General features: G+C 46.0%; 17 protein-coding genes and 1 riboswitch. Of the genes, 9 read left to right on the plus strand and 8 right to left on the minus strand.

What is annotated here, in order from left to right; genetic code table 11:
- The first annotated feature begins 34 nt into the window (after positions 1–34).
- The gene (locus WA407_RS10735; RefSeq protein WP_165176370.1) at positions 35–409 is read left to right on the plus strand and encodes a PH domain-containing protein; all 375 of its coding nucleotides are present in this window, start codon (positions 35–37) and stop codon (positions 407–409) included.
- A 112-nt stretch (positions 410–521) separates the two neighbouring features.
- Here WA407_RS10735 and WA407_RS10740 read toward each other — a convergent pair whose 3' ends face one another.
- Positions 522–842 carry a hypothetical protein gene (locus WA407_RS10740; protein WP_254329297.1) on the minus strand — a complete coding sequence of 107 codons (321 nt, stop codon included), beginning with the start codon at positions 840–842 and terminating at the stop codon, positions 522–524.
- A 192-nt stretch (positions 843–1,034) separates the two neighbouring features.
- Between WA407_RS10740 and WA407_RS10745 the strand changes: the two genes are divergently transcribed.
- The 6 genes from WA407_RS10745 (at position 1,035) to WA407_RS10770 (ending at position 7,760) form a co-directional block, all read left to right on the plus strand.
- Complete coding sequence (locus tag WA407_RS10745; RefSeq protein WP_069291360.1) at positions 1,035–2,000, plus strand: carbohydrate ABC transporter permease; 966 nt, start codon at positions 1,035–1,037, stop codon at positions 1,998–2,000.
- The gene (locus tag WA407_RS10750; protein WP_209949644.1) at positions 1,997–2,818 is read left to right on the plus strand and encodes a carbohydrate ABC transporter permease; all 822 of its coding nucleotides are present in this window, start codon (positions 1,997–1,999) and stop codon (positions 2,816–2,818) included. Before WA407_RS10745 ends, WA407_RS10750 begins: the two co-directional genes overlap by 4 nt.
- A gap of 124 nt (positions 2,819–2,942) precedes the next feature.
- The gene (locus tag WA407_RS10755) at positions 2,943–4,307 is read left to right on the plus strand and encodes an ABC transporter substrate-binding protein (RefSeq protein WP_254329295.1); all 1,365 of its coding nucleotides are present in this window, start codon (positions 2,943–2,945) and stop codon (positions 4,305–4,307) included.
- A 255-nt stretch (positions 4,308–4,562) separates the two neighbouring features.
- Positions 4,563–5,147, plus strand: coding sequence for a TetR/AcrR family transcriptional regulator (locus WA407_RS10760; RefSeq protein ID WP_250267730.1), 585 nt, complete (start codon positions 4,563–4,565; stop codon positions 5,145–5,147).
- 23 nt (positions 5,148–5,170) lie between these two features.
- Positions 5,171–6,535, plus strand: coding sequence for an HlyD family secretion protein (locus WA407_RS10765; protein WP_235307717.1), 1,365 nt, complete (start codon positions 5,171–5,173; stop codon positions 6,533–6,535).
- Position 6,536: 1 nt separating this feature from the next.
- Positions 6,537–7,760: an ABC transporter permease gene (locus tag WA407_RS10770; protein ID WP_336077346.1), complete on the plus strand. Its 1,224-nt coding sequence runs from the start codon at positions 6,537–6,539 to the stop codon at positions 7,758–7,760.
- A gap of 96 nt (positions 7,761–7,856) precedes the next feature.
- Here the strand turns inward: WA407_RS10770 and WA407_RS10775 are convergent, their stop codons facing one another.
- Both WA407_RS10775 and WA407_RS10780 read right to left on the minus strand, forming a co-directional pair.
- Positions 7,857–10,454 (minus strand): glycine betaine ABC transporter substrate-binding protein, encoded by a 2,598-nt coding sequence (locus tag WA407_RS10775; protein WP_336077347.1) that lies wholly within the window; start codon positions 10,452–10,454, stop codon positions 7,857–7,859.
- Complete coding sequence (locus WA407_RS10780) at positions 10,429–11,652, minus strand: quaternary amine ABC transporter ATP-binding protein (protein WP_254329292.1); 1,224 nt, start codon at positions 11,650–11,652, stop codon at positions 10,429–10,431. Before WA407_RS10780 ends, WA407_RS10775 begins: the two co-directional genes overlap by 26 nt.
- Before the next feature lie 515 nt (positions 11,653–12,167).
- On the opposite strand from WA407_RS10780, the gene WA407_RS10785 reads away from it, so the two are divergent.
- A complete protein-coding gene (locus WA407_RS10785) occupies positions 12,168–12,731 on the plus strand; it encodes a GbsR/MarR family transcriptional regulator (RefSeq protein WP_028543060.1) in 564 nt (187 codons plus the stop codon).
- Positions 12,732–12,884: 153 nt separating this feature from the next.
- Positions 12,885–14,366, plus strand: coding sequence for a carboxylesterase/lipase family protein (locus WA407_RS10790; RefSeq protein ID WP_336077348.1), 1,482 nt, complete (start codon positions 12,885–12,887; stop codon positions 14,364–14,366).
- Positions 14,367–14,509: 143 nt separating this feature from the next.
- On the opposite strand, the gene WA407_RS10795 is transcribed toward WA407_RS10790, so the two are convergent.
- The 5 genes from WA407_RS10795 to WA407_RS10815 form a co-directional block, all read right to left on the minus strand.
- The gene (locus WA407_RS10795) at positions 14,510–16,540 is read right to left on the minus strand and encodes a methyl-accepting chemotaxis protein (protein WP_336077349.1); all 2,031 of its coding nucleotides are present in this window, start codon (positions 16,538–16,540) and stop codon (positions 14,510–14,512) included.
- Between the two features lie 241 nt (positions 16,541–16,781).
- Positions 16,782–17,729 carry a DMT family transporter gene (locus tag WA407_RS10800; RefSeq protein WP_336077350.1) on the minus strand — a complete coding sequence of 316 codons (948 nt, stop codon included), beginning with the start codon at positions 17,727–17,729 and terminating at the stop codon, positions 16,782–16,784.
- 172 nt (positions 17,730–17,901) lie between these two features.
- Positions 17,902–18,046: riboswitch (FMN riboswitch) on the minus strand.
- Between the two features lie 121 nt (positions 18,047–18,167).
- Positions 18,168–18,863, minus strand: coding sequence for a hypothetical protein (locus tag WA407_RS10805; protein ID WP_069291366.1), 696 nt, complete (start codon positions 18,861–18,863; stop codon positions 18,168–18,170).
- Positions 18,856–19,779: an ABC transporter ATP-binding protein gene (locus tag WA407_RS10810; RefSeq protein ID WP_336077351.1), complete on the minus strand. Its 924-nt coding sequence runs from the start codon at positions 19,777–19,779 to the stop codon at positions 18,856–18,858. Before WA407_RS10810 ends, WA407_RS10805 begins: the two co-directional genes overlap by 8 nt.
- Before the next feature lie 127 nt (positions 19,780–19,906).
- Positions 19,907–20,851: a sensor histidine kinase gene (locus tag WA407_RS10815; RefSeq protein WP_336077352.1), complete on the minus strand. Its 945-nt coding sequence runs from the start codon at positions 20,849–20,851 to the stop codon at positions 19,907–19,909.

Genomic DNA, 20,851 nt, shown 5'->3' on the forward strand with positions numbered 1-20,851 from the left:
TCGTTCCTGAACTTCGAACAGGAGATGAGACGGGATGCAAACAAATGAAAAAGAGTTGAGAGCTATTAGTCTGACGTTAGAAGCGGGCGAACACATCCGATCATGTATGGGGTGTACGTATGATTTGCAACAGAGCTCTCAGAAGATATCGCATCATGGAATGCTGGCAGTGACATCCCAACGAATCATCTTTTATTCCTGCACTATGGGTACTCCTTGGGTCAAGTTCATCAATTATCACCATATTTCACTGGCTAAGCTGGATAAGGGTTTGTCGGATTCTAGGGGGAACATCACGCTGATCAATCAGGGTGTGAACGAGGTGTTCACCCACCTGCCGAGTGGAGATTGTATAGAAAGGTTTATAGCTGTGCTAGAGCAAGAAGCAGGTATCTCTTGTGAGAACTAATGATTATGAAAAACAAATAACTAAAACCTCCAACTTCGTAATGTGCCAGGAAGGCCCCTTACAGAATTTGGAGGTTTTTTTGTCTTTTAATTAGAGAGATGTGGATCGAGCGTCAGCTCAACAGAGTTATAACCAATAAATTATATAACACCAACGGCAGAATGACATTGTTGTAGGCATAGGAGCGATCAGGCGTGGTGGTGCCTGGGAAGGGTGAGTGATATTGCTGAGGGACTCTCAGATACAAATGATCCGCATCGATGTGTACAATCGTTCCTTCATATACTTGATGATCCATCGTTTGCACCCTAACCGTGTGATTCATGTAGGGGCTTAATTGATAATGCAAATGATCGCGGATATTTTTGAGTTCGGCCTGTAATTCCGGTCTAGCTTGATATAACGTTTGCGGACTGACGGTGTTGTATGGCATTCGCCTCTAACCTCCATACCCTGTATTGATGCATTATATGTAGGAGTCTATGTCCTTGTGCTTATACCTATAGAGAGTTGCTTTTACAAAATGAAAAAACATTAACATTTTACTCCAGTCCACTTGACGTTCCCTTTACATCAAAACGATACACTTACTGAGGTTGGTTTGAAAAGAAAGGGGCGCTCCGTTTTGGGTGAGCTTAACAAATCTATGGGACTAGGGACGAGGAGTCAGCAACAGATTTCGTCTAAAGCCCGCATACGCACGGGTTCGCTAAAAATTCAAAGATTGCGCGAAAACGCGCTGGCGTATACCTTTTTGGCTCCATCGCTTATTTTGTTTGCTGTATTTATGTTTTACCCGATGATCAAGTCCGTATATCTCAGCTTGCATTCTACAGATCCCGCAGGAAACGTTGCAGCTTATGTGGGGTTAGATAATTTTACTACACTTTTCAGCTCGGGACTGTTTCTACAAGGAATTAAGGTCACACTCCTGTTTGCACTGTTAACAGTACCAGTAGGTATTTTATTGGCGCTGGTACTGGCTGCACTTACACACAGTAAATTGCGGGGAATGCGTATCTTCCAGTTTGCCTTTTCGCTGCCGATGGTGTTGTCGGTCGGTTCATCTGCGGTCATTTGGAAATTTCTTTTTCATCCGACACTGGGGATGTTCAACTATGTGCTTTCCCTGCTACATATCAATCCGGTTCCGTGGCTGACCAGCCCGGATTGGGCGTTGTTCTCAGTAGCCATGATGACCATCTGGATGAATCTTGGCTTCAATTACATTATCTTATCGAGCGGACTTCAAGGGATTCCAGATGACATGTATGAAAGTGCCAAAATGGACGGAGCTGGCCCGCTCGTCACGTTCTGGCGTATCTCCCTGCCACTGTTATCACCGACGATCTTTTTTGTAACAGTAGTCTCCATCATTGGAGCCTTCCAGTCTTTTGCTCAAATTAACATTTTGACCAAAGGAGGTCCGGTGAACAGTACGAATGTATTCGTGTATTCCATCTATCAGGAAGCTTTCGTTAATTTCCGGTTTGGAACGGGGAGTGCGCAGGCCATTGTCTTGTTTGCCGTCATTCTGCTGCTCACGATGATTCAGTTCAAATGGGTGGAAAGAAAGGTGCATTACCAATGAAACGACACCTGAATTCAACATTGCTGTATGTGCTGCTTACGATTGCAGCTGCTCTCATTTTGTATCCGGTTATATATACGTTTTTTATGGCAGTCATGTCGCCGGAGGAAGCAAGCGCTTATCCACCAAGCTTTCTTCCACATTCTTTTCATATGGCGAATTTCACTGAAGTGTTTGAAATTGTTCCGATTGCAGCCTTTATTGGAAATACATTTCTCATTTCCGGTCTGACGATGATTGGGCAGTTGATTACAGCGAGCTTGGCGGCCTACGCCTTTGCCAAAATGGAATTCAAGGGAAAAAACTTCATCTTCAGCATGTTTGTAGCGACGATGATGATCCCTTGGGAAGTGACCATTATTCCAAACTACCTGACGGTACGAAGCTGGAACTGGCTTGATACGTATCAAGGGTTGACGGTTCCTTTTCTGGCGACGGCATTCGGAACATTCCTGTTAAGACAATTTTTTCTCCAGCTTCCCAAGGAACTGTTTGAGGCGGCTCGTATGGATGGGTGCGGACATATCCGTTACTTTGTGTTCCATGTGCTTCCGTTATCGCGCCCTGCGCTCGGAACACTGGCTGTATATTCGTTCCTGAATATGTACAATTCGTATCTCTGGCCTTTACTGATCACCAATAGTGAGAATATGCGTACGGTACAGATCGGAATATCCATGCTCGAATTTCAGGAATCGACTTCATGGAATCTGGTGTTTGCGGGTACGGCACTTGTCATTTTACCGTCTCTGCTCTTGCTGATCTTTGGACTAAAGCAGTTGGTACGTGGAATGGCAGCGGGTGCGCTTAAAGGCTGATCACATATTTCAAATGAAAAGCAACACCTGCGCAAGCAGCCCATATACAGAGCTTCAACACACAAGAATATCGCAAGAGAATGCCAATTCAAGATCATTTAATCAAAGGGAGAGAAGAGAGATTATGAGATTTTTTCGTCTGAAAAGTACATTGACCCTGCTTATTCTGACTGCCATGGTGGTTGCAGCAGGTTGTAGCAATAATACTGCTGCAGAGAAGCCGAGTAATGGTAGTGATGGGGCAGCAGCGACTTCTCCAGTGAAGCTGACTTGGTGGCATTCGATGTCCGGTAACGGTGAAAAAGCAATCAAGCAGATCGCTGCTGACTTTAACGCCAGTCATAAGGACATTCAGGTAGAGCCAGTATATCAAGGCAAATATGATGACAGCTTGAACAAGCTGAAGGCATCACTTGGTTCCAACAGCGGCCCGGACATCATTCAAGTATACGAAATCGGTAGTAAATTCATGGTCGACTCCAAAATGATCACACCTGTACAACAATTTATTGATGCAGACAAGTTCGATCTGTCGCAGTTAGAGCCAAATATTACGCGTTACTACACGATTGATGGTAAATTAAACGCTATGCCGTTCAATACGTCAAACCCGATACTATACTATAACAAGGATGCATTCAAAGCCGCAGGACTTGACCCAGCTAATCCTCCGAAAACGTATGATGAGTTCGAAAAGGCTGCAAAAGCCTTGAGCAAGGATGGTAAATCCGGTGCTTCCATTGCCATCTACGGCTGGTTTATGGAGCAACTGTTTGCCAATCAGAACGCGGATTATGTGAATAATGGCAATGGTCGTGACCAAGCGGCAACGGAATCCATGCTGAATTCGGATGCCGGTGTAAAAACGCTGACGTGGTGGAAGAAAATGATCGATGAAAAGGTTGTATCCAATCTGGGACGTAACTCAGACGATACGGCAAAGGCTTTTTCCGCAGGACAAATTGCGATGACGCTGGATTCCACCGCTTCGCTGCGTAATATTGTGGAGCAGGTTGGCGATAAATTTGAAGTAGGCACAGGATTCCTGCCAAGAGCCAATGAAGCTAAAGAAGGCGGCGTGGTTGTAGGCGGCGCGAGTTTGTACATTATGAACAACAAGCCTGAAGCCCAACAGAAGGCAGCGTGGGAGTTCATTAAATTCGTCGCTTCCCCAGCTGTACAGGCACAATGGAGTGTAAATACCGGGTACTTCCCGATCACGAAAGCAGCCTATGACGAGAAGGTACTCAAAGACAATATGGTAAAATATCCGCAATTCCAGACGGCGGTTGACCAATTGCACGCATCGGCACAATCCACCGCTACACAGGGCGCAGTGATGGGCGTATTCCCAGAAGCGCGCCAAATCGTCGAGGGTGCAATCGAGGCCGTTCTGAGTGGCCAGCAACAGCCAAAACAGGCATTGGATCAAGCTACACAAGAAATTACAGGCAAAATTGCGCAATATAATCAAACGGTGAAAAAATAGTCGGCCTTCCCTTAAAATCGGTTGATAATCTGTAGAATGGCCCCCTTATCATCCGATTTTATGACATAGCGGATCGAATGAGTGACCCCCTCACTTATTCGATCCGTTTTTGCATTTTTATTTTTTAGAATAAGCGTTTAGACGAAATGTCTAAAATGAATTATTTTCATTTTTCCTATTGCTGGGTTACTAAAGATGGGCTTATAATAAATACATAATTTTTGTACTGGACGGTCAGTTCAAAAAGGAGGAAGCATGAAACAGCAAACGAAGGAAATTATTTTTAACGGCGCACTTAAAGCTTTTTCCGAACGAGGATTTAACGAAACAAACATGGAAGAAATTGCTAAGGTTTGTGGCATAGCCAAAGGAACCCTGTACTACAATTTTAAAAACAAGCAAGAATTGTACATTTACATTTTGAAGATGGGGATGGAGCGATTTGTGCAGGATATCCATGAAGCGATGGCTCAGGTTCCTATGGATCAGGTAGAACTGAGGGTTCACAAGCTGATCCAAGTACATATTGAGTTCATTGGGAGAGAGCCGGATTTCTGCCGTTTACTGGTTAGCAAGGGATGGGTCTCACAGGAACAGCATTTTAATATTAGGCAGGTGCTGGCAGACTATTTTGATTTTATGGAGGCGGAGATCGATTCCGGTAAGTTATATGGGAAAATTTCAAGTAAGCTGGATGCCAAAACAACAGCCAATTGCTTATTTGGGATTTACATTTTCGCTCCGATGCGGTCCATGGTTTGGGGTGAAACGATGAATCTGCAAGAGGTTCGAGAAAGTATTGAAGTATTTGTGTGTAATGCATTGGGCATGCAACATTAATAGACAGATGGAGTGATGAAAACATGAAAGCTAAAAAATATACGATTTACGTCGTACTTATTATTTTAATCGCGGTAGGAATTTATGCCTTGACTGCTTTCCCACGGGGTGGAAGCAGCTTGTCTGCGGATCAGTCTTCTTCCATACCTACGGCTTATGTGGAGTCGGATACCCTCAATGCCAGCTTTAAAATGGCAGGACGGATTGACCAGATGCTCGTCAAAGAAGGCGATCAGGTTAAAAAGGGGCAGGTGTTAGCCCATCTGGAAAGTCGCGAGTTGGAAGATAAGGTGAAGCAGGCACAGGCGGCGTTGCTGGCAGCTAAGAGTAATGTATCCAAAGCAAAAGCCAGTGTGTTGCAGGCTCAAGCAGGCGTAGGCCAGGCACAGGCTACTGTAAGCGCCGCTCAGGCCAAGAAGAGCCAAGGTACGACATCGGTCAGTGTGACCGCTGAGGCATCCTCCAGCCAGATCGAACAGGCCAAAGCGGCTGCGAACGCCGCCAAGGCAAAACTGGATGCGCTCAAGAGCGGGGCAAGACCGCAGGAGCTTGAGCAATTGCAAGTATCTGTGAAGATAGCCAAGGAAACGCTGGATCTGACCGTTAAAAACCTGGAGCGTGCCAAAAAGCTTCAAGAAGCCGGAGCAGCAACCCAGGCATCTTTGGATCAAGCGACATTGGAACATCAACAGGCAGTGGCCAAGTATAATGCAGAGTCGCAAAAATTGGATATGGCACGGGAGGGAAGCCGCAAGGAGGAAATTACGGCGGCTGAAGCTCAATACCGTCAAGCCTTGGCTGCGGTGAAGGAAGCACAGGCAGGAGCGGGCAAAGTTGCTGTGCAACAGGAAGATGTCAAAGCTGCTCAGGCTTCGGTAGAACAAGCGCAATCTGCTGTGAAGGCGGCGCAATCCACAGTTGAGCAGGCTCAATCTGCGGTTGCAGGTGCCAATGCTCAGGTAGCCCAAGCGGAAGCTGCGCTTCAAGAGGCTCAGACCTATTTGAGTTACACGACGCTATATGCGGCCGAAGATGGAATCGTAAAATCCAAGTCGCTTAGCTTAGGTGAAATGGCTAGCGCAGGATTCCCAGTCTATACCATTGAAACTTCGACACAACGTTGGGCTAAATTCTATGTACCTGAAACGTCTCTGAATGGCCTTCAAGCAGGGGATACCGTCCAAATTAAATTGCTGTCTGGCGGTAAGGAGCTGAAGGGTAAAGTCATTCTGTTAGAGTCGGCTGCTGACTTTGCCATTCAAAAACCGAGCCAAAGCTCCGGTGACAAGGATGTCCGTTCCTTCGGTGTTAAAGTAGCATTGCCGGACCTTGCTGCTTCGGTTCCAACAGGCTCCACGGTCCTGTTTACAGGCAAAGGGGCGCAGTAATATGCAGGATTCACAGGAAAGACTTCGTATCCGTGATGTGTTTCGCGAGGAATGGCTGAGCATCTTCCGGGACCGCCGCTTTATGGCTATTCTGCTGATTACGCCGATTGTGTATACGATACTATTCGGCTTCCTATATTCACATCAGCGGATTACCGAGATGCCTGTCACAGTGTACGATGGAGATAATTCACAGCTCAGTCGCCAGATCATTCAGGCGTTCGATTCGACCGACTCATTTGCCGTTACACGGCAAGCGACCAATCAGGAAGATGCTGTCCGTCAGGTAGAGACCGGGGAAGCTAAGGTCGGAATCGTCATTCCCGACAACTTTACGACTCGGCTTAAGCATGGGGAGAATCCACCCGTGCTCACGCTGATTGACGGCAGTAATATGATGTATTCCAATAGTGCCAGTCGGATTGCGAATCAGGTCATTAGCAGCGTGAGCGCTGGAGTATCGGTCAATTCCATGAAACAAAAGGGAATGAACGCCGATCAGGCTGCGTCGACGCTGACTACCATCCCGTTCCGATCCAGAGTGCTATTTAACCCGGTATATGATTATAAGCTTTTCATGCCACTAGGGGTTATCTCTGCGGCTCTCCAGCAGTGTTTGCTGCTTGGTATCGCGTTGTCCTGCACGCGTGATAAGGAAGCAGGGACTTGGGGAAGATTTGGTACATGGAGAAATACCCCTTGGCGGTTGGCTATTGCCAAACTGGCACCGTATTATGCAGCGGGAGCTTTCAATGTGCTGACTGTATTTAGTATCAGTGCTTTATGCTTTGATATTCCGTTTAGGGGACAGGTACTGCCGTTAATTTTGGTGTCGCTGGTCTTTAACTTTGCCTTGTGCGGATTAGGCTTCCTGTTCAGTCTCTTTTCCAAGACCAGAGTGGATGCGACTCAAACGCTGATGCTGATTGCTGTTCCTTCCTTTATGTTGTCAGGTTATACGTGGCCATTAGAGGCAATGCCCGGCTTCTTGCGGGGGCTTGCTGAAATATTGCCACTGACGTATTACCTGGACGCTGTACGGAACATCACGCTCAAAGGACTGGATATCACCTACATCTTCAAAGATATGATTGCTCTAGGCGTCATTGGTTGTGTGAGTCTGCTGGTGTCCTTTGTGATCTATCCGTTATTCTTTAGACAGCACCAGACGACAGGGCAGCATGCCGATGTGCCCGCTCAAGAAGGATTCACGCTAAAAGGCTGAGAGCAACTTTAAATCTGGATATCATAAAAAGGCAGATCAGGATTTACCCCTGATCTGCCTTTTGCTTATTCGTATGGTTTAAAAGCGGAAAAAATATTATTGCTGCGCTTTAAGATCCTCGATAGAATCAATCGGTACATAGGATGGAACGACAAGCCCGGACATAACGCCAGTCATGCTGGTTCCGATGTCATCCACCTTATCCTTGTATTGAGCCCAATAATCAGCATGCGTCAATGGAAGCCAAGCGGCAGCAGTAGCATCTACACTTCCGCCGGCCACGCCAGTCCACATCGGGCCGATTTCCACTTGCAGGGCTGTTACTTTATAGCCCAATTTTTGTTCCAATACATATTTCAATACGTTCGTACTGGCAATTTCAGAATCCCAAGCAGCGTAGCTCAGCTTCAAAGGATCACCGTTGACGGGCTGTAGGCCCTTGATCCATGCCTGTACCTTGTCAGGATGTTTATCAGCCCAGTTCTTGGCAGCCTGCTGTGGGGCAATACCGTCCTGAACCGCGATCATCACTTCACCCATATCTTCAGCAGTCCACTTAAAGCGGCTTAGAAATTCATAAGCCACAGGAGCATCCTGCTTTAAACCTTTGCGGGCGATTGTATGAATTTCTTCCTTATCACCGTACGCTTTTTTAGGATCTTTCAAGTATTTCAAATCATATTTGTTAAACATCCAGTGAGGAGTCCAACCTGTTACGACGATAGGCTGCTTGGCTTTGATAGCTTTATCCAGTGTAGCGGTCATAGCAGCTCCAGAGCTTTCAAGCAGCTTCCAGTCGGATAAGCCATAGTCATTAATAGCTTTAGCGGTCAGCTTCATTAGTCCGGCGCCAGGGTCGGTACCGACAATGCGGTAACCGACCTCTTTGCCAAAGTCCTCGGTTGTGGCGGAAGCCGGAGCCGCTTCGGCTCCGTTATCCTGCAAATCAGTAATCGATTTAACATCCATGTAAGCTGGAACGACCAATCCGGTTTTAACACCGCTCATATTAGCCCCAAGATCGTCGAGCTTATCCTTGTATTTAGCCCAGTAATCCGCATGTGTTAACGGCAGCCATGCAGCCGGTGAAGCATCTACATCACCACTAGCGACACCCGTCCACATAGGACCTGCTTCCACTTGAAGTGCGGTTACTTTGTAACCCAGTTTGTTCTCCAAAATATAACTTAGCAAATTCGTACTGGCAATTTCGGAATCCCAAGCGACATAACTCAGCTTGAACGTGTCGCCATTGACAGGTTGCAGTCCTTTAGTCCATTCCTGAACCTTATCGGCATGTTTCTCCGCCCAATCCTGGGCAGCTTGTTCAGGACTGGTTCCGGCTTGAATGGCAACCATCATTTCACCCATATCTTCCGGTGTCCATTTGAAACGTTTTAGAAACTCATAAGCGATAGGAGCATCCTGTTGCAAGCCTTTACGGGCAATCGTATGAATCCCCTCGGCTTCACCATAAGACTTCTTAGGGTCTTCCAAATATTTGAGATCATACTTGTTGAACATCCAGTGAGGAGTCCAACCTGTAATAATGATCGGTTTTTTCGCTTTAATGGCTTTGTCCAGTGTGGCCGTCATAGCTGCACCGGAACCTTCAACCAGCTTCCAATCAGACAAATTGTAGTCTTGAATTGCTTTGGCAGTCGATTTCATAATGCCTGCCCCGGCATCAATACCGATAATTTTGTAATCGACTTCTTCGCCAACCGGGTTGGCAGCAGCGTTACCTTTTCCAGATGCGGAATGATCTGTACCAACAAAATATTGGGAAGCACCAGCGATCAAAATGACAGCTGTAACTGCAGAAGTAATCCATACTTTTTGCTTGCTGGATACGCGGCTTTTGCCTTTTTGCGTAGGTTTAAACAGGTTTTGCGTAAAACGGTCAAGCACAATAGCCAGAACGACAACAGCTAAGCCGGCTTCAAAACCTTTACCGATTTGCAGCTGTGTCACAGCACGGTATACAACAGCACCGATGCCTTCTGCACCGATCATGGAAGCAATAACAACCATGGATAGTGACAGCATAATCGTCTGGTTAATACCAGCCATTAAGGTAGGCAATGCCAGTGGAAGCTGAACTTTGAACAGCTTTTGCGCAGAGGTTGAACCGAAAGCATCTGAGGCTTCGATGAGCTCACCTGATACTTGCATAATCCCCAAGTTAGTCATGCGAATGGTTGGGGGGATAGCAAAGATAACAGATGCGATAACACCAGGTACAACACCCAGGCTGAAAAAGGTAACCGCTGGGAGCAAGTACACGAACGCAGGCATCGTCTGCATAAAATCAAGTAAAGGCGTGATAATGCGGGATGCGGATTTACTGTATGCACACCAGATCCCGATGGGAATACCGATAACAATGGATACGAGCGCAGACGTGATGACTAGTCCGAGCGTATTCATTGTTTCACTCCAATAGCCGAGATTATCAATCAGCAGGAAGCCGATGACAGTAAACAGCGTAAGCTGAACCCGCCCGATCATAAAGGCGATAATCCCGATGATCACGATGAACACCAGAGGGTGCGGAAGCATGAACAGGCCTGAGAAAAAGCCTACTACAGCTTCTATAATAGAAGAAATAACATTAAACAATCCAGCCAGATGAATACCCATCCAGTCGACAATGGATTGAATCCACTCAGCGATTGGCAGTTTCGGTATCATGGGCATTCACCTCCTTTGTAGTGGTAACATCTCCACCAAGTGCGCCAAGCAATGCTCCACGGACGATAACGCCCAGCAGCTTTTGCTTGTCATCGACCACAGCCAGCGGCACCTTGGACGAGCTTGTAATTTCAAACAAATCATTAATGACAGTCTCGGCAGCAACCTGCGGTCCGTCAGTAATCAAAATATCTTCAATTTTCAAATTATTGCGCAGTGCATGAACAGCATCCTCAGCGTTAATAACACCCAGTAGCTTTTTAGTACGGTCAATGACGAACAAATTGGAAATCCCACGCTCCCGCATCAATTCCAGAGCCACACGCGGACCACGATCCATGGTGATGGTTTCTGGACGAAGCATGACATGAGCAGCCGTCAATACCTTGGACAGATCCACATCCTCGACGAAGCGGGCTACATAAGAGTTAGCCGGTTGGATCATAATTTCTTCCGGTGTACCGATTTGTACGACCGCACCGTCTCGCATCAATGCAATCCGGTCACCAATCCGCAACGCTTCATCCAGATCATGGGTGATAAACACAATTGTTTTCTTCATTTTATCTTGAAGTTCCAACAGCTCATCCTGCATGTCACGGCGAATGAGAGGGTCCAATGCACTGAACGCTTCATCCATCAGGAGCACTTCAGGGTCATTAGCCAGCGCCCGTGCCAGGCCGACACGCTGCTGCATACCGCCACTCAATTCATCGGGCATTTTATCGCCCCAGTTTTTAAGACCAACCAGTTCCAGCGCTTGTTGCGCCTTTTCCTGACGCTGTGCTTTTTCTACCTTTTGAATTTCAAGACCATATTCTACATTTTCTAATACAGTCCGATGTGGGAACAGGGCGAATTTTTGAAAAACCATGCTGATGGTTTTACGACGAACTTCGCGAAGTTGTTCTTTGTTCATCTTACGGAGATCTTTGCCGTGGACCAGAATTTCACCGGAGGTAGGCTCAATCAAGCGATTTAGCATTCGCACCAAAGTGGACTTGCCACTGCCCGATAGCCCCATAATTACGAAAATTTCACCTTGCCTAATTTCCATGTTGGCTTTATTGACACCAACAGTAATCTGCTTTTCTTTGGCCAACTTTTCCTTGCCCCAGCCTTGCTCCAGGAGCGGAACACCTTGCTCTGCGTGAGGACCAAAGAGTTTGCTGACATTTTTGACTTCCAAAATCGTCATACATACACCTCTTCTTTCTATACTTTGCTTGGTATTAACCCCTTGTTGCATTAAGGATTGAGTATAAAAATCATAATTCTGAACATCCTGAACGGTTAATGACAAAATTAATTGTAACAGAAGCACTGCTTACATTTCAAACAAAAAAACTGTTCATAAAGTACGTACAGAAAAAACTGTACAAAGTTTCCTTTGATATGCTCCTTCGTTCTATAGAATGCTCAAACATTCGGAACTTTACAACCGATAGTGCTTTTTTTAAAATAGACAATGAAATATAACCATAAGAAAAAGATTTATGTATATCCATAATTTTAAAAGTTTACTATCATTAGCAATTTTGCGAATTATGATTTTGAACGATCCATGCTGTTGTAATATAGACAGAAGCTTTGTTTTTGAAACATTTCATTTATTATTGAAAGATTTCATACATTGCGTCAAAGCTAATCTTTTACGGGTAAATCGTTCATACTAGGTTGTGCAAAATGCTCTAAAATTAGGAGGTTGCAAGCATGAGCTTGTACCAGTTAGGTGATGAGCAGCAGGCTTCGCTGCAAAAAATTCGCAAACGTGTTATAGAAGCTATAGGTAAAAACATGGACCTGTATGGGATCACTTTGTCTGCGGGGCATTTATACGGTTTGCTTTTCTTTGCGGATAAACCGATGACGCTGGACGAGATGGGCCGTGAAATGGAAATGAGCAAAACGAGCATGAGTACAGGAGTTCGAACATTACTGGATCTGAAAATGGTAAATAAGGTTTGGAGCAAGGGCTCACGCAAAGACTTGTATGAAGTCGAATATGACTGGCATCAAACCTTCACTGATTTCTTCGCTATTAAATGGAGAAAAGCGGTAGAAACAAATTTACTGGTGTTGCGCAAAGCCATTGATGAGCTGGACAGATTGATGAATCAGGGTGAAGAGTACGAGGAATTTAAGGCGATTCTTCAGCAAGATCGTATGAAAATGAAGCAGGCCGTCGCTTATTACAAGTGGCTAGACCGACTAATTGACTCTATGGAAAGCGAAGAAATTTACAAGTTGATTCCCAAAGAAGAAGTTCGGGATTAATCGCTATTTCCCTATCTTGTTTATAAAAATGCCGGAGCGCAAAAGTGCTTCCGGTATTTTTTGGTTTGGCCGTGTGCAAAGGGTATAATAGAGATATGTAAAGATTGATATTATACCGTTGTGTTGAAGATACGAAATAAAGGAGGCTTCATGATGGAGAGTATTACGGTACATACTCGTTTAGGTCAATTACGTGGGGAAACGGGGAATGGATATCATGTATGGAGAGGTATCCCATATGCACAGCCTCCTGTTGGAAAACTACGTTTTCATGCGCCCCAGCCTTTGGAGTCTTGGGAGGGTGTACGGGCTGCGACGAGTTTTGGGCCAATCTGTCCGCAACCTATGCCATCCGCTGAAAGTATGACTGGAAATCTGGTGGAACCGCCTGAGCAGTCAGAGGATTGCTTATACCTGAACATTTGGACACCTGCTTCGAAGGCTCCTGAGAAGGGACGTCCGGTGATGGTGTGGATTCATGGCGGTGCCTTTGTCACGGGGTCCGGGATTATACCTTTATATGACGGGGAACGCATGGCGAAGAATGGCGATGTTGTGGTTGTTACGATCAATTATCGATTGGGGCCGTTAGGATTTTTGCATCTGACTCCAAAGGGAGATGGCCTGACCTCTAATGCGGGACTGCTGGATCAGATCGCTGCGCTGGAATGGGTTAGGGATCACATCTCTGCCTTTGGCGGTAACCCGGACGAAGTAACGGTGTTCGGTGAATCGGCAGGCGCCATGAGTATTGCCGCTTTATTGGCGATGCCATCCGCTGAGGGACTGTTCCAGCGTGCGATTTTGCAGAGCGGTGCGTCGCAGGTATTGCCAACCTCACAGGCCGAACAAGTGACGGCTGTGTATCTGCAGCAGCTGGGTGTGGACACTCAGCATCCAGAACGGTTGTTTACGCTGCCGACAGATGCGCTGATGCTAGCTATGGCGAAGACGCATGAAGTCATCGGACCAGGGATGGCGATGATCTATCAACCCGTCGTGGACGGTGTGACCTTGCCAGATGAACCGCTGTCTGCAATCGCGCAAGGTTCAGCAAAGCAGGTATCCGTTTTGATTGGAACGAACTTGCATGAGGGGGCCTATTTCATCCGAAAAGAATCCCATCTAATGAACAAGTCAACAGCGAGTCAGGCATTGGAAATGATGACGGGCATGTCAGACATCGGCGACCTGATAGAACCATTTCCTGTTACGATTGAGGGACAGGCACAAATGTTGACTGATCTATTTTTTTGGCGTCCTGCATTGGCTCTTGCTGTTGCGCAGTCGGCGCATGCGCCTGTATGGATGTATCGTTTTGATTGGACATTGCCGGGACATCCTACCTTTGGACAAGCGGTTCACGGTGCCGAAATTGCGTTTGTTTTCGATAATCTGGAGCTGCTAGGTAAGCTTGGATTAGAGATTCAACCGTCGATGCAGAAGCTCGCTCAAGCTATGCAGCAGGCATGGGTTGCTTTTGCACGTGATGGGAAGCCTGTGCTGTCCGAGGAGGCTTGGCCGATGTACGACAGGGAAGAGCGGACTACAGTTATTTTCCATCAGGATATTAAAATGGAGCACGACCCCGAAGGAGATAGACGCCGTCAGTTAACCGGTCAGATGACCCTATAAGTAAACAAGAGAGATCACCCCAAATACTCACATGGAAAAAGCCTTCGCCCGTAATTTGTATACGGACGAAGGCTTTTGTTAGTCATTAGATGTACTGCCGCTCATTCTTACTTGCATGAAATTACAACGATACGATGTGTAACTTAAATCTTAAATCGCTTAACCAGCTGTTGCAAATCCTGCGCCATGTTGGACAACTCCTGAGACGAAGATGCGATTTCCTCCATGGCCGCCATTTGCTCCTGAGCGGCAGCAGAGGTTGTCTGCGAACTGTCCGCCGAATTGCGAGACAGACTTGCCAAATGGGTGACAGTAGCCGAAACTTCCTCTGTACTGGCTGAGATTTGTTCAGCCGCAGCGGACACACTTTGGATTTGTTCCACAATATGAGATGTAGAGCGTTCAATATTCGTAAATGCACCTTCTGCATCTTGGCTAATACGTAATCCTTCACCTACCTGGTTACGAACATTACCGTTCATGGTAGCGGTGGAGCGTTGAATCAAATCGAGCATCTGAGTAATGATCTGACTGATGGAATCTGCACTTTCCTTGGATTGCTCAGACAGCTTGCGTACCTCTATAGCGACTACGGCAAATCCACGCCCGGCTTCGCCAGCTCTGGAAGCTTCAATAGACGCGTTCAGAGACAACAAATTGGTTTGCTTGGCAATGGCGGCAATAGCTGTATTCATCTGCTTCGCATCGTCTGAGAGCTGGGATAGCTCATCCATCAGGCTAGCCGTTTGGCTTACAGCTTCCAGAATACGGTCCATTTGTGTCCGCACATGGCTGATCATTTGACTGCCTTGAGCTACATCATGCTCGGTTTGTCCTGCTGAATCCACGATGGAGCTTGCTGATTCGGCAATGGTGCTGACACCCTTGGCCATTTCTTCAACGGCATTAGCGGTTTGCTCGGATGCCTCGGCGCTGGTGGCTGCATTTTCTGCGGATTCCATAACCGTTTCCGCTACGTGTTGTACGGACTCCGTCGTTTGTTCTGTGCTTTCCTTGATCATCAGAGAAGAGGAAGCAAGTCGGGAGGACGTTTGATTGACCTCGGAAACCATCGTATGCAAGGAATGAGTCATCTGGTCAAAATTCTGTGCCAGTTCGCCGAACTCATCCTTGCTGAATAGGTTAACACGTTCGGTCAGATTTCCGTCACGGACGATGCGTGTTCCTGCCTGCAGCTTGCGCAGCGGAATTAAGAACGAGCGGACCATAAGCACAATGATGATCGCAGCGGCAAGTATGGAGATGACAATCACAATCAGGCTTTGCTTCAGAATCGGTTGGGCTGCATCACTGTAATCCTCCAGATCCGACAGTGCGACAATGCTCCAACCAGTGAGAGGGTCCTTAAGTGTAAAGGCCAGCATATCTCGATTCATAAATTGAATTTGCGACATGGAAGGAGTATCACTTTCGACGGTTGTCGCCACTTCGGGAAGTCCCTCTATGGCGTCAGCCGGTTTTTTGCCTGTCTTGTTAAAGGCTGTTCCAGTCCCAGATACAACTTTATGTTCAGAATCAACAATAATGAGTCCTCCGCGTTCACCAATCTTAACAGACTGCAGACTTTCACCCATCTTGTCCAGATTCAAAGCCAATGCAACAGCTCCTTCACCGTCCTCCAGCGTTCCCGATATATTAACGACTAAATTCCCTGTCGTGACGCTGGCAACTGGAACACCGACGAATACTTTGCCCTTTTCCAGCATCGCATTTTTGTACCATTTTCTCTCCCGGGGGTCATAATCGGCCTCCTGTTTTTTCGGTGAACGTATGTATTGCCCTTTCGCATTACCTAGAAGCGCGGCATCTAGCTCGGGATGAGCCTTAACGATGGCATCCAACTTTTTCTGAAGGGCCTCTTGGTTGGTACCAATGGAATCAGAATTGATTTCAGTGGTAAGCACGTCCAGGTCTTTCATAATGGGTGCTACATACTGATTGACATTGCTCCGGATCAGATACAAATTCGTGTATACGGAACCGCCCATTTGCTGACTGAGTTGTGTTGTAGCCCCCTGATAGGAAAAGTACCCGATAAGTACGCTCGGAATCAATAACACAGCCAAAAAAGATATTATTAATCTTGTCCTCATTAAATAAAACTGCTTGAGAAACCTGTTCCACCACGGAACTGTTTGTTTTGTTTTAGTCATAGTTCTTGCTCCTCTGTGTCTGATAATCACTACATTGTTTTATTCGACAGAAACCGACTAATTTTATAGATGTAATCTTTGAGAAACGAAGAATAATTACATGTTTTAGACACTTTTTCTGAAAGATGGGTCTAAAGAACTATATTTTATATGAATACGAATACATAAAAAAGCCAAATCGGAGATGCAAAAGCATCTTCACGATTTGGCTTGGGTGAGTCATGAAAGGGACGTTGAACTGTTAATTTTTTTGCTGACGTGAAATCATAAAGAGCGTAATCCAGATGAGCATAAAACCAGTCAATTGCGCTATAGTGACAATTTGCTGAAAGACGATCCAGTTAATCACGACACCAACCATGGGAAAGCTCAGTTCTGCCATCGTAGCATAAGACGCTTTGGTCGTACTTAAGCCTTTGTAATACAGCAGCAAGCTGAGAAGACCCGGAAGCAATGCCTGCAATAGCAGATTGATAATCACAGCTGCGCCCGCCCATGTACCGGCAGGCATATTCCATGGCGCATGCTCTACAGAGGTGAGGACAATCAGCAGAGGGAGCGCCACCATGAAGCGGAGGGAGGTTACTGTTTCATATTTCATTGAACGAAGCAAGTAACTTCCCATGACTGTCGAACCGCCCCACAGAACTGCTGCACCGAGTGCAAGCAGACTACCAACCTGAACAAAATCACGAACATGTCCGAAGGGGAGCGACCAACCGAAGGTCAGAAGATACGTCCCGAACAGAGCAACGACAATTAATACTCCAAAATGACGCGGCAACATTTCCTTCAAAATAATACGGGCTAGAACAATAGCGACCAAGGGTTGAAGCTTCTGGAGTAAGAGTACAGCATTCAAATCACCATTGCTGAGTGCCATAGTGAAAATCACGCTGGCCAGAGCCGAGCCGCCCCACGAGACGAATAAAATAGCGAAAACTTGACGAAGCCGTACCGCTTTGAGTTCCTCACGATGCTTCCACAGCATCGGTGTCAGAGCGAGGAAGAGCAGCACATGCTCCATAAGTACAATTTGTGTTGAAGTAAATGACTTTAGCAAAATAATACGAAAAAGCGGGTCTGCGCCCCACAAGGCTGCTCCAATTGCGACCAGCCAAAAACCGCTTTTCATGTGGGAGCTACGATCAAAACCTTTGGATGTTAGTACAGTAGAAGATTGACTCATACTCAATTAGCTCCTTGCGAATACAGGACCGGTGGCACAAAAACCCCCGTCCATGGCGAAAGGCCATGCAAGACGGGGGTTGATCAAATAAACTTGCCGCTTTATGCAAGTTAAATGAAGTTGCTGCAAAACTAATAACGCAGTATTCATCCACTTCGCGGCATGTTGATATTTCGATCTTCTTCCATCCGGACTTTACCGTCGGCTTTGGCATCTCACCAAATCAGTCCGTATCCTGTTGCCAGATACAGAGTCGCGGGCTTAGCTCCATGAGCCATACCGCCGGTTGGGAATCTCACCCTACCCCGAAGATCCTTATTCCGTTTTTAATTTCTCCTATAGGATATACCTGTTTTAGAATGAAGTCCAGTGAAAAATGTGTGTATATCTAACAATGATTTTCATCTTTTTTTTGAAAGCGCTCTACGAAATTACATATTACGAGGTAATATCCTTATACTCAATACGTCGAATCGCCGCATAAGCCACAAGCATTCCTAGTAGAGAGAAGCCAATTTGCACGGGGGCTATGGAACTAAGTGGAGCACCGTTATTATTGGAGAAAAGCAATGCTACAATCAGGATTGAGGTCACAATGGTGGTGGGTACAGAGTATCTTCGCATCCCCATATACAGCGGAACCAATCCCATAAAGCTGGCAGCAACGGCATTGATCAGCGTTCGTGCTGATTGTTGGCCCAGTATGGAAAGAGTAAGGTTATCCGGTACAATCAAGACAAACTGGTTGAGCAGATGAATAGCAGCCGTAATGATTATTTCCGAAATAATAATAGACAAGAATGTAAACAGCAGCACAACCAAGAGCTTGGCGATCATCAGCTTTTGACGGTGAATCGGGTACATGAACAAGATCGTAATCGATTTGGATTTAAATTCTCCGACGATAAAGCGGCATAGCAAAACGGAGGAAAATACAATAAATGTTGCTCTCACAAAATTGTCTATTAGATCCAAGAGTTGGGTGTATTGTGTGAATTCGGGTATTCCTTCACTTTGACTGTCCAGCGCGATAATACAGAGCAGCCCAAGAATGCATGCATTGGCGATCAGTGCTGAACGGATATAACCCGCGAGATGAAATTTTTTCAGCTCCAACTGCATCAATTTAAGCATGGAGATCACCTCCGTTTAACAGGCGCAAAAAGTAGTCTTCCAGCGTGCTGCTTTTCTGATGAATGGAATCCACCTCTATATCATTTAAAATGAGCGTTTTCGTAATTTGTTTCTGTGGTACATTTGAATCGTAAATACGTATACTCTGTTCATTTAGTACCTTTATATTATTCAGATTCAGATGATGGGAGAGGACGTAGGTCGCTTTTTTACAATCGTTGGTCGTAAATTCGATATATTCCGTATTGGTTTCCCGCACCTGCTCCATCGATACTTCCTCAATCAGTCGTCCGTGATTAATCACGCCTACCGTATCCGCAATCTGCTCTATTTCCGCTAAAATATGACTGGACACGAGCAGAGTCATCCCATATTCCTTGCATAGCATGTGGAATAATTGGCGGATTTCCTTGATACCCACGGGGTCCAGACCATTAATGGGTTCATCCAAAATGAGTAGCTCTGGCTTAGTTGCAATAGCGCGGGCAATCCCAAGACGTTGCTTCATTCCCAGCGAAAAATCCTTTACTGGCTTGTCATCCGCATTTCGCAAATTCACTAATTCTAGGGCATCCCGAACCGCCTGCTTATTATAGTAGCCCATGTATTCACAATGAAGTTCGAGATTTTGCTGTGCCGTCAGCCTGTCATAAAAAATCGGGTATTCAATAATCGAACCCATCCGTCCGAGCAGATGATACGATTTTGACGTTAATTTCTCACCGAATAATTCAATTTCACCCGAAGTCGGCTTGAGTAAATTCGTAATCATTTTCATCATCGTTGTCTTGCCTGCCCCGTTAGGGCCGAGAAAGCCATAGGTTTCTCCCTTGCGCACATTCATACTGACTCCCGCTACAATTTCATTGCCCTTCAGGGCCTTGGTCAACTGATGTGTACGTATTACGTAAGTCATGGATGTTCTCCCTTCGTATACTGCTGATAATTCAAGGATAAAGGGCGAAATGTTCATTTTTCTTTCGTGATTCTTACAAATTTATTAAGTTGAGCACAAATCGAATTATGCAAAATGCTGAGTTCGATTAATAGTTGATTTTCTTCAATGTAAAAGAGAAGACTGTCCGCTCATAAGGTCTACTAGTCAATTGAATTTCTCCGTTCATCGTTTCAACCAGGCGTTTGGCAATCGTAAGGCCCAGTCCGCTGCCTTGTACCGCCTTATTACGGGAGTCCTCCAGTGTGTACATGCGTTCAAAAACTTTATCTTGCTCAGATTCCTGTATGCCTTTGCCACGATCCCATACCTCTATACGCACTGTATCCTGCTGTTCCAATAGAGCCAGACCCAGCGTCCGTCCATCTGCCCCATAACGAATGGCATTCGAGATCAGATTGTTCAGCACCCGCCCAATCGCTCCTTCGTTCCCCAAGGCATGAATGGGGTGCTCCGGGATCTCAATATGCACAGTAAATCCCTGTGCGGTCAGCAGGTCATAAAACTCCAAAATGCTGCGTCTGCACAGTTCTCCCACTTCCAGTCGAGTCAACGGAATATTCGTATCATTAGCCTCCAGCTTCGCCAAGCTAAAAAAGCTGCCGATCAGCTCAATCGCTTCGCTTGTCTTTTGATGAATTTTGGATAGTAGCTTTATACGTTCTTCCGGCAAAATAGTCGGATCGCCATCCAGCATCTCGGCATATCCAAGCACAACCGTAAGCGGGGTCTTGAGATCGTGGGAAATGTTCGAAATCATTTTGCGCATGGCGATTTGGCTACGGTTGTAATCTGCAGACACTCTGAGATTCAAGTCCAGTAGTCGATTAATTTCCGTCATGAGTCGTTGCAGTTCAACGTCACCTGTGACATATAGCAGCTTTTCCGCATGATTCACCGTCACAATCCGCTCTAGTAGGGCTCGGATATCCTTTATTTTACGCTTATAGGCCATACGCTCCCGCCAAAGCCATACTATAACGACTGACATGATGAGGCCGACAATCCATTCAGAAATGTTTTCGATGTTCAT

It is taken from the genome of Paenibacillus sp. 203 (assembly GCF_037027525.1).
Taxonomy (GTDB): domain Bacteria; phylum Bacillota; class Bacilli; order Paenibacillales; family Paenibacillaceae; genus Paenibacillus; species Paenibacillus polymyxa_B.

Bases quoted from the DNA above. Each gene is read 5' to 3' on its own strand.
- WA407_RS10810 (WP_336077351.1), bottom strand. From the start codon at position 19,779: ATGACTTACGTAATACGTACACATCAGTTGACCAAGGCCCTGAAGGGC.
- WA407_RS10790 (WP_336077348.1), top strand. From the start codon at position 12,885: ATGGAGAGTATTACGGTACATACTCGTTTAGGTCAATTACGTGGGGAA.
- WA407_RS10775 (WP_336077347.1), bottom strand. From the start codon at position 10,454: ATGATACCGAAACTGCCAATCGCTGAGTGGATTCAATCCATTGTCGAC.
- WA407_RS10780 (WP_254329292.1), bottom strand. From the start codon at position 11,652: ATGACGATTTTGGAAGTCAAAAATGTCAGCAAACTCTTTGGTCCTCAC.
- WA407_RS10815 (WP_336077352.1), bottom strand. From the start codon at position 20,851: ATGAACATCGAAAACATTTCTGAATGGATTGTCGGCCTCATCATGTCA.
- WA407_RS10735 (WP_165176370.1), top strand. From the start codon at position 35: ATGCAAACAAATGAAAAAGAGTTGAGAGCTATTAGTCTGACGTTAGAA.
- WA407_RS10765 (WP_235307717.1), top strand. From the start codon at position 5,171: ATGAAAGCTAAAAAATATACGATTTACGTCGTACTTATTATTTTAATC.
- WA407_RS10785 (WP_028543060.1), top strand. From the start codon at position 12,168: ATGAGCTTGTACCAGTTAGGTGATGAGCAGCAGGCTTCGCTGCAAAAA.
- WA407_RS10805 (WP_069291366.1), bottom strand. From the start codon at position 18,863: ATGCTTAAATTGATGCAGTTGGAGCTGAAAAAATTTCATCTCGCGGGT.
- WA407_RS10795 (WP_336077349.1), bottom strand. From the start codon at position 16,540: ATGACTAAAACAAAACAAACAGTTCCGTGGTGGAACAGGTTTCTCAAG.
- WA407_RS10800 (WP_336077350.1), bottom strand. From the start codon at position 17,729: ATGAGTCAATCTTCTACTGTACTAACATCCAAAGGTTTTGATCGTAGC.
- WA407_RS10750 (WP_209949644.1), top strand. From the start codon at position 1,997: ATGAAACGACACCTGAATTCAACATTGCTGTATGTGCTGCTTACGATT.
- WA407_RS10740 (WP_254329297.1), bottom strand. From the start codon at position 842: ATGCCATACAACACCGTCAGTCCGCAAACGTTATATCAAGCTAGACCG.
- WA407_RS10760 (WP_250267730.1), top strand. From the start codon at position 4,563: ATGAAACAGCAAACGAAGGAAATTATTTTTAACGGCGCACTTAAAGCT.
- WA407_RS10755 (WP_254329295.1), top strand. From the start codon at position 2,943: ATGAGATTTTTTCGTCTGAAAAGTACATTGACCCTGCTTATTCTGACT.
- WA407_RS10770 (WP_336077346.1), top strand. From the start codon at position 6,537: ATGCAGGATTCACAGGAAAGACTTCGTATCCGTGATGTGTTTCGCGAG.